The organism is Nitrobacter sp. TKz-YC02 (genome assembly GCF_049852135.1).
In the GTDB taxonomy this organism is placed as follows: Bacteria; Pseudomonadota; Alphaproteobacteria; order Rhizobiales; family Xanthobacteraceae; genus Nitrobacter; species Nitrobacter vulgaris.
In genome coordinates, this window is the sequence record NZ_CP180728.1 from 2,925,506 (window position 1) to 2,940,082 (window position 14,577).

Annotated in this window: 11 protein-coding genes; 9 read left to right on the plus strand and 2 right to left on the minus strand. The window is 60.0% G+C overall.

The window, feature by feature from the left end; genetic code table 11:
• Window positions 1-207: 207 nt before the first annotated feature.
• From ACM561_RS14055 to ACM561_RS14065, 3 genes are all read left to right on the plus strand, one after another.
• A complete protein-coding gene (locus ACM561_RS14055; protein ID WP_425905784.1) occupies window positions 208-2,658 on the plus strand; it encodes an ATP-dependent helicase in 2,451 nt (816 codons plus the stop codon).
• A 119-nt stretch (window positions 2,659-2,777) separates the two neighbouring features.
• Window positions 2,778-3,698 (plus strand): ABC transporter ATP-binding protein, encoded by a 921-nt coding sequence (locus tag ACM561_RS14060; protein WP_425905786.1) that lies wholly within the window; start codon window positions 2,778-2,780, stop codon window positions 3,696-3,698.
• A gap of 2 nt (window positions 3,699-3,700) precedes the next feature.
• On the plus strand, window positions 3,701-4,462 hold the full coding sequence (locus ACM561_RS14065; RefSeq protein WP_425905788.1) for an ABC transporter permease: 762 nt from the start codon (window positions 3,701-3,703) through the stop codon (window positions 4,460-4,462).
• A 73-nt stretch (window positions 4,463-4,535) separates the two neighbouring features.
• On the opposite strand, the gene ACM561_RS14070 is transcribed toward ACM561_RS14065, so the two are convergent.
• Window positions 4,536-4,874, minus strand: a complete 339-nt coding sequence (locus ACM561_RS14070) for a hypothetical protein (protein ID WP_079447390.1) — start codon at window positions 4,872-4,874, stop codon at window positions 4,536-4,538.
• A 268-nt stretch (window positions 4,875-5,142) separates the two neighbouring features.
• Here ACM561_RS14070 and ACM561_RS14075 point away from each other — a divergent pair, with 268 nt between their 5' ends.
• The 5 genes from ACM561_RS14075 to ACM561_RS14095 all read left to right on the plus strand — a co-directional run bounded on the left by ACM561_RS14075 (window position 5,143) and on the right by ACM561_RS14095 (window position 11,170).
• Window positions 5,143-5,940, plus strand: a complete 798-nt coding sequence (locus tag ACM561_RS14075; protein WP_425905789.1) for a L,D-transpeptidase — start codon at window positions 5,143-5,145, stop codon at window positions 5,938-5,940.
• A gap of 150 nt (window positions 5,941-6,090) precedes the next feature.
• Window positions 6,091-7,698 (plus strand): phytoene desaturase family protein, encoded by a 1,608-nt coding sequence (locus tag ACM561_RS14080; RefSeq protein ID WP_425905791.1) that lies wholly within the window; start codon window positions 6,091-6,093, stop codon window positions 7,696-7,698.
• Between the two features lie 299 nt (window positions 7,699-7,997).
• Complete coding sequence (locus ACM561_RS14085; protein WP_425905793.1) at window positions 7,998-8,267, plus strand: hypothetical protein; 270 nt, start codon at window positions 7,998-8,000, stop codon at window positions 8,265-8,267.
• A gap of 131 nt (window positions 8,268-8,398) precedes the next feature.
• Entirely contained in the window at window positions 8,399-9,295 is an 897-nt protein-coding gene (locus ACM561_RS14090; protein ID WP_425905794.1) for a 50S ribosomal protein L11 methyltransferase, read from the plus strand.
• Window positions 9,296-9,346: 51 nt separating this feature from the next.
• Window positions 9,347-11,170, plus strand: coding sequence for an aminopeptidase P family protein (locus tag ACM561_RS14095; protein ID WP_425905796.1), 1,824 nt, complete (start codon window positions 9,347-9,349; stop codon window positions 11,168-11,170).
• Window positions 11,171-11,995: 825 nt separating this feature from the next.
• Here the strand turns inward: ACM561_RS14095 and ACM561_RS14100 are convergent.
• Window positions 11,996-13,347 (minus strand): IS3 family transposase gene (locus ACM561_RS14100; RefSeq protein ID WP_425905397.1). Its coding sequence is split into 2 segments (ribosomal slippage): window positions 11,996-13,011 and window positions 13,011-13,347, totalling 1,353 coding nucleotides; the frame shifts between segments, so codons are not numbered across the junction.
• A 175-nt stretch (window positions 13,348-13,522) separates the two neighbouring features.
• On the opposite strand from ACM561_RS14100, the gene ACM561_RS14105 reads away from it, so the two are divergent.
• Window positions 13,523-14,488, plus strand: a complete 966-nt coding sequence (locus ACM561_RS14105; RefSeq protein WP_425905797.1) for a hypothetical protein — start codon at window positions 13,523-13,525, stop codon at window positions 14,486-14,488.
• Window positions 14,489-14,577 lie beyond the last annotated feature (89 nt).

Below are 14,577 nucleotides of genomic sequence, written 5' to 3' on the forward strand. Positions count from 1 at the left end.
CAATAGTTCCGCCTGGCCCTATACGGGAAAGTTCTGAAAATAAGCGGCTTTTGGGGAACAAAACGTCGATCGCGGCAAGGCCATTCCATTGGCCTGGACGCAGAAAAGCCGCTACGAAGCGCGTCGCCCTATATATTTCTTTGATCCGACCAAGAGGGCTCTCCCCTTCGCTGGCCAGCAGTGTCATCGTGGGAAAAGACGATTCGCATGACCGATCCAGGTAGACTGATCCATAGCAACGTTTCCGAGCACCAGCCCGCCGCCGGCGGCATCGCTGCGCGCGCGCGAGCCGCGGCAACGCCACAATATCTGAGCGGGCTCAATCCGGAACAGCGCGAGGCCGTGGAAACGTTGGACGGACCGGTTCTGGTGCTGGCCGGAGCGGGAACAGGCAAGACCCGCGTGCTGACGACCCGCATCGCGCATATTCTCAGCCAGGGCCGCGCCCGGCCTGGCGAAATCTTGTCGGTGACCTTCACCAACAAGGCCGCTCGCGAGATGAAGCATCGTCTCGGCCAGATGCTCGGGCAAGCAGTCGAAGGTATGCCGTGGCTCGGCACCTTTCATTCCATTTCGGGCCGCATCCTGCGCGTTCATGCCGAGCTGGTGCAACTCAAATCCAACTTCACGATTCTCGATGTCGACGATCAAATCCGCCTGCTCAAACAGCTTCTGCAGGCCGACAACATCGACGACAAGCGCTGGCCCGCGCGGATGCTGGCCGGGTTGATCGACGGCTGGAAGAACCGCGGGCTGACGCCCACACAGGTGCCGTCGGGCGAAGCCTCCGTATTCGGCAACGGTCGCGGCGGCAAGCTTTACACCGCCTACCAGGCGCGGTTGAAAATCCTCAATGCAGTGGACTTCGGTGATTTGCTGCTGGAGAACGTCCGGCTGTTCCGCGAGCATCCGGACGTGCTGCGGCAATACCAGAACCGCTTCAAGTTCATCCTTGTCGACGAGTATCAGGACACGAACGTTGCGCAATATCTATGGCTGCGGTTGCTGTCGCAGGCGCCGCCTTCATCGCAAGCGCATTTTCCCGCTCCCTCTCCGGGAGAGGATCCGAGCCCGCGCACGGCCCAGCCAAAAAACATCTGCTGCGTCGGCGACGACGACCAGTCGATCTACGGCTGGCGCGGCGCCGAGGTGGATAACATCCTGCGCTTCGAGCACGATTTTCCAGGCGCCAAGGTGATCCGACTGGAGCGTAACTACCGCTCAACCGGTCATATCCTCGCCGCTGCCTCGCACCTGATCGCGCATAACGAAGGCAGGCTCGGTAAGACATTACGTACCGAGGATATCGACGGCGAGAAGGTCACCGTCACCGGCTCCTGGGATTCCGAGGAGGAAGCCCGAGCCATTGGCGAGGAAATCGAACAGCTCCAGCGCGCCGGCGAGAAACTGAACGAAATCGCAATTCTGGTGCGCGCCTCATTCCAGATGCGCGAATTCGAAGACCGCTTTGTCACGCTTGGCCTGCCCTATCGCGTTATCGGCGGTCCTCGCTTCTACGAGCGCGCCGAAATCCGCGACGCGCTCGCCTATCTGCGCCTCATCAACTCGCCAGCTGATGATCTTGCCTTCGAGCGCATCGTCAACGTCCCCAAACGTGGCCTGGGCGATGCCACCGTCCAGACGCTGCATGGGATCGCGCGAAAGCGGCAGATCCCGCTCAGCGAAGCGGCCCGCACCGTTATCGAAACCGACGAGTTGAAACCGAAAGCGCGCGGATCGCTGCGCGCTTTGGTCGAGAACTTCGACCGGTGGCGCGTGCAGCGAGAGGCCATGCCGCACACCGAACTTGCCGAGATCGTGCTGGACGAGAGCGGCTACACGGAGATGTGGCAAAAGGATCGCTCGGCCGATGCTGCTGGCCGCCTGGAGAATCTGAAAGAACTGGTCCGCTCGATGGAGGAGTTCGAAAACCTGCAAGGCTTTCTCGAGCATATATCTCTGGTGATGGATCGCGACGGCGGCGGCGACGAGGATGCCGTCTCGCTCATGACGCTGCATTCCGCCAAAGGGCTCGAATTCGACAGCGTCTTCCTGCCAGGCTGGGAGGAAGGTCTGTTTCCCCATCAGCGCGCGTTGGATGAGCAGGGACGCGCTGGTCTCGAAGAAGAGCGCCGCCTCGCGCACGTCGGGCTGACACGGGCGCGCCGACGCGCAAAGCTCTATTTCGCCACCAATCGTCGTATCCACGGCTCATGGTCGACGACGATTCCGTCCCGCTTCCTCGACGAACTGCCGGCGGAAAACGTCGAGATCACGGAATCGAAGGGTGGGTCGGGATGGGGCGGAACGGGCGGTTACGGCCCCTCGCGATTCGACAACATCGAGTCGTTTGGCTCAAGCTATGCGACGCCTGGCTGGCAACGCGCGCAGGCCAATCGCGGTCGGGGCGGATTTAACGAGACCAATGCACCCTATGCTACGAGGCGATCGAAGTCGAAGTACACGCCATTGACCATCGAAGGCGAACTGGTCGCGAAATCTACCGGCACGACATCCGAGTTCTCACTTGGCGACCGGGTCTTTCACCAGAAATTCGGCTACGGAAAAGTGACGCGGATCGATGGCAACAAGCTGACCATCGCTTTCGAAAAAGCCGGCGACAAAAAGGTGGTCGATAGCTTTGTGAAGCGGGTATAGCCGAATTGCGAACCACCGCACGTGTTCCTATCTGACCTCCATTCCATCATCCTGCCATTCGACGCGATATCATCTTCTCGTCGTCCCTTTTCCACCAGCTTACAGCGTGTCAAGCTCGCATGTCGCCCATCATATCTATTTCCGGCTTGTCGAAGACCTACGCGTCCGGCTTCGCAGCACTGAAGAGCATCGACCTCGATATCAATCGGGGTGAGATTTTCGCGCTGCTCGGCCCCAATGGCGCCGGCAAGACAACGCTCATCAGCATCATTTGCGGCATCACCAACGCATCCGCAGGTCAGGTGCGGGTCGACGGTCGGGACATCCGGCGCGACTATCGAGCTACCCGCGCGCTGATCGGCCTGGTGCCGCAGGAACTACATACCGATGCGTTCGAAACGGTCTGGGCGACCGTGAGTTTCAGCCGCGGGCTGTTCGGAAAGCCCAAGAACCCGGCCCATATCGAGAAGGTCCTGAGAGATCTCTCGTTGTGGGACAAGAAAGATAGCAAGATCGTCACGCTGTCCGGGGGCATGAAACGACGTGTGATGATCGCGAAGGCCCTCTCGCACGAACCGCAAGTGCTGTTTCTCGACGAGCCCACAGCGGGGGTCGATGTCGAATTACGGAAAGCCATGTGGGAGATGGTGCGCGCGCTGCGAGCCTTGGGTGTCACGATCATTCTGACGACGCATTACATCGAAGAAGCTCAAGAAATGGCGGACCGTGTCGGCGTCATCAATAGGGGCGAGATCATTCTCGTCGAAGAAAAGGTAGCGCTGATGCAGAAGCTCGGCAAAAAGCGGTTGAAGCTTCATTTGCAGAGCAAGGTCGAAGCCATACCTGCAACGTTGGCGGCTTACAATCTCGAACTTGCCGCAGACGGAATGCAAGTGATCTATACCTATGATACCCAAAGTGAGCACACTGGCATCACCAGCCTGCTGAGCGATCTCCGTGCCGCGGGTATCAGATTTTCCGACCTCGACACCACCGAAAGCTCGCTGGAAGAGATCTTCGTCAGCCTGGTAAGGACCTGACCATGAATTTTGGAGCCGTGCAGGCGATTTACAAGTTCGAAATGGCGCGCACTTGGCGCACGCTGCTGCAAAGCATCGTGTCACCGGTGGTTTCGACCTCGCTTTATTTTGTGGTGTTCGGCGCGGCAATCGGATCGCGCATCACTCAGGTCGAGGGCGTCAGTTACGGTACTTTCATTGTGCCCGGGCTCATAATGTTGTCGGTGCTGACGCAAAGCATCACCAACGCATCGTTCGGGATCTACTTCCCAAAGTTCATAGGCACTATTTACGAGATACTGTCGGCGCCGGTCTCCTATTTCGAGATTGTCCTCGGTTATGTGGGGGCGGCTGCGACCAAATCGATCATTCTGGGCCTGATCATTCTGGCCACCGCCGGCCTGTTCGTGCCATTGCACATTCATCACCCGATATGGATGCTGACCTTTCTGATATTGACCTCAGTGACCTTCAGCCTTTTCGGCTTCATCATCGGGATTTGGGCCGACGGTTTCGAGAAACTGCAGATGATTCCGATGTTGATCATCACGCCGCTGACATTCCTCGGAGGAAGTTTTTATTCGATCAACATGCTGCCGCAGACTTGGCAAACCCTCGCGCTTTTTAATCCGGTGGTCTATCTCATCAGCGGATTCCGGTGGAGTTTTTACGAGATCGCTGACGTCAGCGTGTTCGTGAGCATCGGCATGACAGTCGGTTTTCTCGCGGCCTGTATGTTGATGGTATGGTGGATATTCAGAACCGGCTATCGGCTTAGACATTAAGTTTTGATGCGCAAACGCAGACCGCGACTGGTTCGGCCTCGGACCGCGGTCTGCTCATACGGGAAATCCTTAATCAACGGTAGCAGTGGAAATGCCCGTGCTTCCAATAACCACGGCATCGATGCCCCCTTCGGTATCCGCGATCCGGAATGCCGAGCACGCCGTTGACGCCGCCGACCGCACCCCCGACGCCGGCACCGATCGCGCCGCCGATTGCGCCGCCCACCGGCCCTGCCGCACGATGACCCTCGTACGCGCCTTGGTTAGCACCGCGCTCCATACCGTTGAAGACACCTTGAGCATGCGCTTGATGCGGTATGGCGAATAGGGCCAGCGCCGCTGCAGCAGCGGCTACCGCGATCCGCAATCGGAAAGAAGGCTCGGTTGGCAATGCTATGGTTCTCATCCTCATCGGCATTTCTGTCCTTATTTTGAATCTAGCTAGGCTGCCCCAACAGACCGTGATCGCTGGATCTACGGTGATATAACGTGGAATCCCGCCGAAAGTTCCGAACCTTGCGGGAGGGCGCTTTCCAAGGTCTCACCCGACTTTTCCTCTTCCCCGCCTTGGTCGTGCCGCCTCGTGAGTTAACGATGACGCAAACCCGCTACTGGAAGCACACCCTGTTTGAGCGCATATATATGGCTCGGGGACGTAGGCTGAAGTCGAGGCCGAGGTAATGCGCAAGTTTCTTATTCCTGTTTCCGCCCTGCTGTTTCTCGCCGCTGGTAGCGTCGCCCATGCAAAGGTGTCCATTGTGGTCGACAAGGACAATCAGCGAATGACCGTTTCCGTCGACGGCGTTGAACGCTATCAATGGCCGGTCTCGACTGGAAATCCGTCGCACGAAACTCCGAATGGCAAATTCCAAACTTTCCGAATGGAAGCCGACCATTTCTCCAAGGAGTTCGACGACGCGCCGATGCCGCACTCGATCTTCTTCACCAAGATCGGTCATGCCATCCACGGCACGTTCTCCGAGGGCAGCCTCGGCGTCCCCGTCTCTCACGGCTGCGTCCGTATCTCGCGCGCGAACGCCAGCACACTGTTCTCTCTTGTGAAGACAGAAGGCGTCCTCAACACCACCGTCACACTGACTGGATCGTCGCGCGTGGCGCTAGCGCGCAATCCTCGAAGCAGGCGACAAACCGATGTCGCCCGTCGCGACCCGACGTCGGCCTATCAATCTTACGATGCCGCTGGAAATCCGGTCGATCTGACGCCCGGGCAGATCGCACCCGGTCGGCAGCCGCAGGCCACCGTTCGCGGCAACGACGGCTATATCTATCCGGCCGACGGCAGTTCCAACGATCAGCGCTATCCTGCTCCGCGCAGTTATCGTCATGGCGCGCAGAACATTCCTCAACCACAGCAATACTACTACGGCGATCAAACAGGCTACGGATACGCGCAGCCTCAAGTCTATGCGCCACGACCCTACCGGTCGCGAGGCCTGTTCTCTGGCTTCGACGACTGACCGCTACTATCTTCACCATTGCGCAGTTACCGCCAACGCAGAGCGTGTCACCAGGCTGAACTCGGCTCGTAAGCCTTGTGCCGTCCATCGGCCTTTCCGATAAGAGCTTGAAGGACGGCAGTCAGACCGTCTGAGGACTTTGAAGCGGATATGTCAGACACTGACGTCGTTATCATCGGCGCAGGCCACAACGGCTTGACGTGCGCGGCCTATCTCGCAATGGCCGGACTACGCGTCAGAGTCGTGGAGCGGCGCAAGGTGGTGGGCGGCGCAGCGGTGACCGAGGAATTCCACCCAGGTTTCCGCAATTCGGTCGCGGCCTACACCGTCAGCCTGCTCAATCCGAAAGTCATCGCTGACCTGCGGCTTCACGAGCACGGCCTGCGGATCGTCGAACGCCGCGCGCAGAACTTCTTGCCCGCTCCCGACGGCCGCTACCTACTCACCGGCGAAGGCCGCACCCGGGCATCGGCGGCTCGCTTGAGCGAACGGGATGCGAACGCGATCGGCGATTTCATGCGCGAACTCGAAGAGATCGCCGACGTTGTCCGCCAATTCGTGCTCCGCGCGCCACCAAATCTGGTTGAGGGGCTTGGCCTCAAGGCGGCGCACGAGTTCGTCAACGCCGCCGGCGCGGTGGGCATCCTGCGCGGGCTTTCGCTGGAGCAGCAACGCAGCCTGCTCGATCTCTTTACGCGATCGGCAGGAGACATGCTCGACGATCGTTTCGAAATCGATCTTATCAAGGCTCTGTTCGGCTTTGACGCCATCGTCGGCAACTATGCGAGTCCCTACGCGGCCGGCTCGGCCTACGTGATGCTGCACCATGCTTTCGGGGAAGTGAATGGCAAGAAGGGCGTTTGGGGACACGCCATCGGCGGCATGGGCGCGATCACCCAGGCGATGGCAATGGCCGCCCGCGCGACCGGTGTGGAAATCGAAACGAACGCAGGCGTGCGCGAGATTATTGTCGAAGGAAAGCAGGTAGCAGGTGCCGTGCTCGACGACGGACGGACGATCCGCGCAAGATATGTCGCGGCGAACGTCAACCCAAAACTGCTGTATACGCGGCTGTTGCCCGCAGACGCGCTACCCGCCACCTTTCTGACCCGCATCAAGAACTGGCGCAATGGCTCCGGGACATTCCGGATGAACGTCGCGCTCTCCGCCCTCCCCTCATTCTCCGCCTTGCCGGGCGCCGGCGACCATCTCAGCGCCGGTATCATCATTGCACCCGGTCTCGACTACATGGACAGCGCCTGGCAGGACGCGCGAAAGTTCGGCTGGAGCCGCGAACCGGTGATCGAGGTTCTGATCCCCTCGGTGATCGACGACTCCCTGGCGCCACCCGGCCGCTATGTGGCCAGTCTTTTCTGCCAGCATGTCGCGCCGCAATTGCCTGACGGCGCATCTTGGGATGACCATCGCGATGAGGTCGCCGACCTCATGATCGCGACCGTCGACCGCTACGCGCCGGGCTTTGCCGCCAGCGTGATCGGCCGGCAGGTCCTGTCACCGCTCGACCTCGAACGCGAATTCGGATTGCTGGGCGGCGATATCTTCCACGGCGCGCTGACGCTGAACCAATTATTTTCGGCCCGGCCGATGCTGGGCTACGCAGACTATCGGGGCCCGCTGAAGGGGCTCTATCACTGCGGCGCCGGCGCGCATCCCGGCGGAGGTGTCACAGGCGCACCCGGTCATAACGCCGCCCGCGCCATCCTGCGGGATCACCGGGCGCTGTTCGCTCGCCGCTAACAATCAGCACCACATAGACTATCGCCAGCGAGGCCAATTCCGACCACAACCCGCGCTGATATCGAGGCAGCCTATAAGGCTGTCGAAAACCCTGTGCGAAACCGGGGATCAGACTATGGAAATCCTGTGGATATCTCTGTGGAAAGCTTCCGTATTCCCGGCCGCCCTTCGTGACAATCGCGACGCCTGTCGCCGTCACCCCGCCCCCGCCTTCCGGCCCGCGCATTTTCCATCGTCTAAGTTTCCGATTTGCACTAAAGCAAAGGCCTGACGAAAGCAGGCAAGTTCTGGGGGGTGAGGTGCTACAAATTCTTGGCCGGGTTTTTCTGGCGATTCTTGTCCCGACTTATCTCGGTTATGTCGGCGCATCGTTGAATATTTTTGACATCTACCTGCTCGTGGCCGCCTCCTGGTCGCTATGGGCCTACGGGCGACCGGGACCGCAAGAGCTCTGGGGGAGCGGCGGCATCATCGCGATTATAAAGGGCTGGCTTGTCATGGTGTTCGCCATCCTCCTGGTCGCGGGACCGGCCTATGGCATCGGCTATCTCATTGCCAAATATGTATGAGGCCCTGCGGGATCTCCGTTTCCCTTTCCGCTTCTCATGAAATCCGAGGCGGAGCTATGATCTTGATTTAACGCGTTTTCTTCACGCGAACCGGTCCACTTCGCTCGAAAACGCTATGGGCCCCACTGTCGATGACAAACGCCATTTCACCGGCAACAAGCTGCGCCGCCTTCGCCATCGGGGCGGAGCAGATCGCGCGTCGGGTCGTCGATCTCCTGACCGAAAGCCTTGAGGATAGCGAGGCCGCGGTTACCGCATTTGAACGCAGCGACGGCTGCTGGAGCATCGCGGTCCACTTCGCCGATCCGCCGGACGAAAAACGAATCCGCGCGCTGGTCGCTCTCGCTGCCGGCGATGAGGTCGCCCAGACCGTCGTCTTCGATAGCGTTGCCGCCAGGGACTGGGTCGAGGCCAGCCTTGCAGGGCTGGCTCCGGTCCCGGCCGGCCGCTTTATCGTCCACGGCCGACACGACCGCGCACGCGTCCCGCCGAACAAGCTAAGCATCGAGATCGAGGCCGCTCTGGCATTCGGCACCGGCCACCACGGCACAACCCGTGGCTGCTTGCTGCTGCTCGATCGGGTACTGCGCGCCCGAATGCCACGGCGCGTTCTCGATCTCGGCGCTGGCACCGGCGTCCTGGCCATCGCCGCGGCCAAATCGCTGCGTCGGAACGTGCTGGCCAGCGACATCGACTCGCGTTCGGCAGCGGTTGCGAGAGAGAATGCCGTATCGAACGGCGTCGGCAATCTTGTCGAGACGATCTGCGCGACCGGCTTTTCCGCGCCGTCGTTTCGCATGCGCGCGCCGTTCGATCTGGTGCTGGCGAATATCCTCGCCAATCCGCTGCGGCAGATGGCCCCGGCCATGGTGCGTCACCTTGCGCCTGAAGCCATGGTGATCCTCTCGGGGCTGCTGCCACAGCAAACTCGCGGCGTCATCGCGGCCTACCGCGCGCAGGGGCTGGTGTTGATCCAGCAGATCCGGATCGACGGATGGTGCAGCCTGCTGATGCAGAACAGACGATGACCCCCCGGCTGCGTTGCGCAGCCCTGCCCTCGATCCTATGATGCCCGGACAATGTTCGAGGCCCATTTCCAGACATTCGAAGACCCCGAAGGCGGCGTCGCGCTGACCGCCCGTCTCGCCGCGTTTCGCGAGGAGCTGGTGCGGCGGCAACTGACAGGCTTCGTGATCCCGCGCGCAGATCGGCAGCAGAACGAGTATGTCCCGCCTTCCGAGGAGCGGCTGGCGTGGCTCACCGGCTTCACCGGATCGGCCGGCCTTGCCGTCGTGCTGGCGACGGAAGCTGCCGTATTTGTCGACGGCCGCTACACCTTGCAGGCGGCGCAACAGGTGGATGTCCGGGCCTGGAGTATCGCTTCGCTGGCCGATCCGCCCCCGGAAAGCTGGCTGGCGGAGCATCTCACGGCCGGCGATCGCCTTGGCTATGATCCATGGCTGCACACCTCGGCGGCAGTCGAACGCCTTTCGACGGCTTGCACGAAAGCGGGCGCCGAGTTGGTCCCCGTCGACAGCAACCCGGTCGATAGCATCTGGACCGACCGACCCGCGCCGCCGCTCGGCCCGGTCACGATCCACGGCGCGACGTTCGCCGGCGAAGCCGAGGCCGATAAGCTCGCGCGCATCCGCACTGAGATGACAAAGCTCGGCGTCGATGCGTTGGTGTTGTCGGATTCCCATGCGGTGGCGTGGACCTTCAACATTCGCGGCGCCGATGTCTCGCATACGCCGCTGCCTCTGTCCTACGCTTTGGTGCCGAAGGATGGCCGCCCCACCATCTTCATCGACACCCGCAAACTTTCCAACAGCACACGCGATCATCTTGAGCGCAACGCCGAGGTCCACGAACCTGACGAGCTGACCGACGCGCTGACGCGGACGGCACAATCCGGCGCGGCGATCGCGCTCGACAAAGCCACCGCCGCCGATGCGCTGAGCCGCCTGATCACCTCCGCCGGTGGCAAGCCGGTGCGCGGCAACGATCCCGTCGCGCTTTTGAAGGCGGTAAAGAACCAGACCGAGATCGAGGGCGCGCGCGCCGCGCATCGGCGCGACGCCGTGGCGCTAGCGCGGTTTCTCGCCTGGATCGACCGCGAGGCGCCGAAGGGCACGCTGACCGAAATCGACGCGGTCGAGGCGCTGGAAACTTTTCGCCGCGACACCGGCGCGCTGAAGGACGTCTCCTTTCCCACCATCTCGGGCACCGGGCCGAACGGCGCCATCGTGCACTACCGCGTCACCCGCATGAGCAACCGCCGCATCGTGCCCGGCGATCTGCTGCTGATCGATTCCGGCGGGCAATACGAAGACGGCACCACCGACGTCACCCGCACCATCGCCATCGGCACGCCGACCGACGAGATGCGCGACCGCTTCACCCGCGTGCTGCGCGGCCACATCGCCATCGCCCGCGCGGTGTTTCCCGATGGCACCACCGGCGCGCAACTCGACACGCTGGCGCGGCAGTTCCTCTGGCAGGCCGGCATCGACTTCGACCACGGCACCGGCCACGGCGTCGGCAGCTATCTGTCGGTGCATGAAGGCCCGGCGCGGATTTCGAAACTCGGTACCACGCCGCTCAAGCGCGGCATGATCCTGTCCAACGAGCCGGGCTATTATAAACGTGATGGGTTCGGCATCCGGATCGAAAATCTGGTGCTGGTCACGGCCGCGGAGATTGCCGGCGCCGAGAAGCCCATGAACGGCTTCGAGACCCTGACGCTGGCGCCGATCGACCGCCGCCTGATCGATCACCGCATTAGCAAGAAAGAGCTGATGTGGCTCAACGACTATCATGCTCGCGTTCGCCGCGAGGTGCGCCCGCATCTCGACGAGGCCACGAAACTCTGGCTCGACGCCGCGACGGAGCCGCTAGCGTAATGCGCGCGAGGCTTGCCTCGTTCGCGCTCATAACAATCCACGCTAACCTCCAGACGTGCGAGAACACCCCTGTTGTTTGCGGCGCGGGGACGCCATCGCTTGTTTCCGTTTGCTCCCCCCAAAAGAGGGCGCGCGGAACGCCGGACGCGCGATGCGTCCGCAGCCTCATGCGCGAGAAAAACAAGCGCACGAGTTAGCCACCACGAAAGCACCGGACACATCCGGCGTTCCGCACACAGTGGTTTTTCGGCTTGCTTCGTGCTCTCCCCGGCAACGGTCGAAACCTGACGCCGTCGTCTCCGCGGTACCTTGCGTTTCCGGTTGGAAAACGCGAAGGAGCAGTCCGGATTTCGGCAAGGACCACACGACTTGGGCCGCCGCGCAAAGGCGATGCAAATGGGGTGCATCTCCACCCCGGTCCGCACCGCGCAACGTCGTCGTCAGCCGGACCTCCGGTCGCTCACGCGCATCCAAAGTTCGAATGCCCCTCCATAAGAGGAAAGCATCCTCGCTCCGGGCTTGCGCCCTGCGACCTTCGTTCCGGCCTGACGCTGCCGCGTCCACCGCATCCCGCCCCGCGTTCGTGACGATCGCGAGCCGCCCCTCTTAGTGGGACGGGATGAATGGGAATATAATCCTATATCCAATTTTTGTCAACGCGAACTTTGTTCCCCAACGGTTGTAATCGAGTAAGTCAGTTGCGGAAAACAATTTGCAGCGCGGCTTTATGAAAGAAAAGAAATTAAGGCATTGTCCGTCATCAAAACATTTGGCGCAAAGAGCGGCGAGATTTAGCGGAGAGCGGGCCTCATTTGTTGGTTGATGTTAAGCGGCGATTTTGCGGTGGAGCAAGCGCCGATATTTGATTGTCTGTCGTTTGATCCTTTCACGCTGTTTGATGATGGATTGTGCACGTCCGAAGTAGACGTCGGCGGGTGTGACGTTGCCGATGCCCTCGTGATAACGGCGATGATTGTAATGCTCGATGAATGCCTCGATCTGACACTCGAGATCGCCGGGCAGGAAGTAGTTCTCGAGCAGGATGCGGTTCTTGAGGGTTTGATGCCATCGCTCGATCTTGCCTTGGGTTTGCGGATGCAGCGGTGCGCCGCGGATATGGCTCATGCCGTTGGCATCGATCCATTCGGCAAGCTCGGCGGCGATGTAACTGGGACCATTGTCGCTGAGCAGTCTGGGCTTGTGCAACACCTTGGTGTTGTCGCAGCCTGAAGCTGCAAGGGCCAGTTCGAGCGTATCGGTGACGTCCTCGGCGCGCATGGTCGAGCACAGCTTCCAGGCAATGACATATCGAGAGAAGTCATCGAGTACGGTGGACAGATACACCCACCCCCAGCCGATGATCTTGAAGTAGGTGAAGTCGGTCTGCCACATCTGGTTGGGTGCTGTCGTCTTGTCTTTGAACTCATCAGCCGCCTTGACCACAATGAAGGCTGGGCTGGTGATGAGATCGTGGGCCTTGAGCAGGCGATAGACACTGGCTTCGGAGACGAAGTAGCGCTTCTCATCGGTAAAGCGCACTGCCAGTTCGCGCGATGAAAGTTCGGATTGCTCCAGCGCCATCTCGATGATCTGACCCTGGATATCGGCATCGATGCGGTTCCACACGCGACCTGGCCGGGAAGGACGATCTTCCAACGCTTCCGGCCCGCCCTCAAGGTAACGGTCATACCAGCGATAGAAGCTTCGACGTGCAATGCCCAGTTTGTCGAGTGTCTTCTTCGCCGGCAGATGCGATTGCTCGACGAGCCTGATGATCTCAAGCTTTTCGGATGCGGGATATCTCATTCGCCTTCGCCCCCATCCGCGATCATGCTTTTTTTGAGCAGACGGTTCTCCAGCGTCAGATCGGCAACCACCTCCTTCAGGGCATGCGCCTCACGGCGAAGGTCTTGCACTTCACCACTTGTCGCAGCTCGCGCCGTATCACCGGCCAGCCGCCGCTTGCCTGCCTCCATGAACTCCTTCGACCAGACGTAGTAAAGGCTCTGAGCGATCCCTTCCTTGCGGCACAGTTCAGCGATGCTGTCTTCACCGCGCAAGCCATCAAGCACAATCCGGATTTTATCTTCCGCCGAGAAATGGCGCCGGGTGGCGCGGCGAATGTCTTTGACAACCCGTTCGGCAGAACTTTTCCTGCTGCGAGACTTCGTAGTCATGTTCGTTCCTTCGTCATCGACGAGAACCGAACTCTCCTTAAATCATACCTTCAATTCTGTGCCATAGGCGCTGATCCCGGACAGTGGTACTCTTACTGGCACAAGCAATGGGGTTTTAGTCGCGAAGATGACCCCAAGGGCATTGTAGTGTTGACGCTTGGCGCAGGCGGCACCCATGAGTAGGCTAGCGGACTTACAGAAGGATTTACAGGGCGCAGCGGCGGCGGTAGCTCACGCTGAGCGCACCCTGGCGGCACATCCAGATGTGCCATCAGTACACGCTACACTTCGCGCAATTCAGAGTCGCAGGGCCTCGTTGGAAGAGCAATTCTTCGCGGCGGCCGATGAGCTTGGCTTGGATGCTTGCGGTTACCGTATTGAGATGACCGGCAGCACGGCTTCGATCTCCGGATTAACTGCGGTTCTGGGAACGTTTCAGAAGATTTTCACGACGGTATACGACGCGCTGGAGCGCGGAACTAAAAAGAAGACCGCCAAGAATTCTGACAAGGCGATTGCTGATACCACGTTGGGGTTTGCTTATTCATTCCCTGGGTCGGTAGGCGTAATGATGACAATCGCAAATGACCGAAATTTATTCGGCGCACAATTGGATGAAGCGATGGATAAGACTTTCCAACTTATCCGCGCGCAAGAGACCGAGGAATTGCAGTCATTGACTGATCGAATTGGGTTGCCTGCATTGCGGTTGGTGCATCAGTGGACGGAAGAAAACGTTAAGGCGGGTTTTGGTGCCGACATTGTTTGGCGGCGTGATGATGTCGTGAAAAGGGAGGTCCGAGTCCAACTCCCTGAGTTGGCGATGAAGGCCGCAACCCTCAAGTCCATGAGGGCAGAAGAGACCGTCGTCGTCGTTGGCGAACTGCTTGACGTGAAAGTTTCTGACCACACTTTTAGCATGCAGTTAGGCGACAAAATTATACAGGGGACTTTCGATAAAGTCATAAGTTCTCAGAACCCAGTGCAACTCCCGAAGGTCTATCAGGCAACACTGAAAATATTGCAGAAGGTCGTTGTCGACGATACTGGCCAAGAACAGATCGACTATTTTCTCGTTCGCTTAGACCCGCCGTCAGAAGCGGGAGTCTTCTTGACCGACTTGTCTGGTCGGGATTCCTGATATCTCTTCTGCTCTTCATGTAATTGCGTTCGAGAAACCCTAAGCAGACCGAGCGTGAGCTTCTTAAAGTTTTCCATCGGTGTAGGCGG

Coding starts and splice junctions, on each gene's coding strand:
- ACM561_RS14055 (WP_425905784.1), top strand. CDS start 208: ATGACCGATCCAGGTAGACTGATCCATAGCAACGTTTCCGAGCACCAG.
- ACM561_RS14060 (WP_425905786.1), top strand. CDS start 2,778: ATGTCGCCCATCATATCTATTTCCGGCTTGTCGAAGACCTACGCGTCC.
- ACM561_RS14065 (WP_425905788.1), top strand. CDS start 3,701: ATGAATTTTGGAGCCGTGCAGGCGATTTACAAGTTCGAAATGGCGCGC.
- ACM561_RS14070 (WP_079447390.1), bottom strand. CDS start 4,874: ATGAGGATGAGAACCATAGCATTGCCAACCGAGCCTTCTTTCCGATTG.
- ACM561_RS14075 (WP_425905789.1), top strand. CDS start 5,143: ATGCGCAAGTTTCTTATTCCTGTTTCCGCCCTGCTGTTTCTCGCCGCT.
- ACM561_RS14080 (WP_425905791.1), top strand. CDS start 6,091: ATGTCAGACACTGACGTCGTTATCATCGGCGCAGGCCACAACGGCTTG.
- ACM561_RS14090 (WP_425905794.1), top strand. CDS start 8,399: ATGACAAACGCCATTTCACCGGCAACAAGCTGCGCCGCCTTCGCCATC.
- ACM561_RS14095 (WP_425905796.1), top strand. CDS start 9,347: ATGTTCGAGGCCCATTTCCAGACATTCGAAGACCCCGAAGGCGGCGTC.
- ACM561_RS14105 (WP_425905797.1), top strand. CDS start 13,523: ATGAGTAGGCTAGCGGACTTACAGAAGGATTTACAGGGCGCAGCGGCG.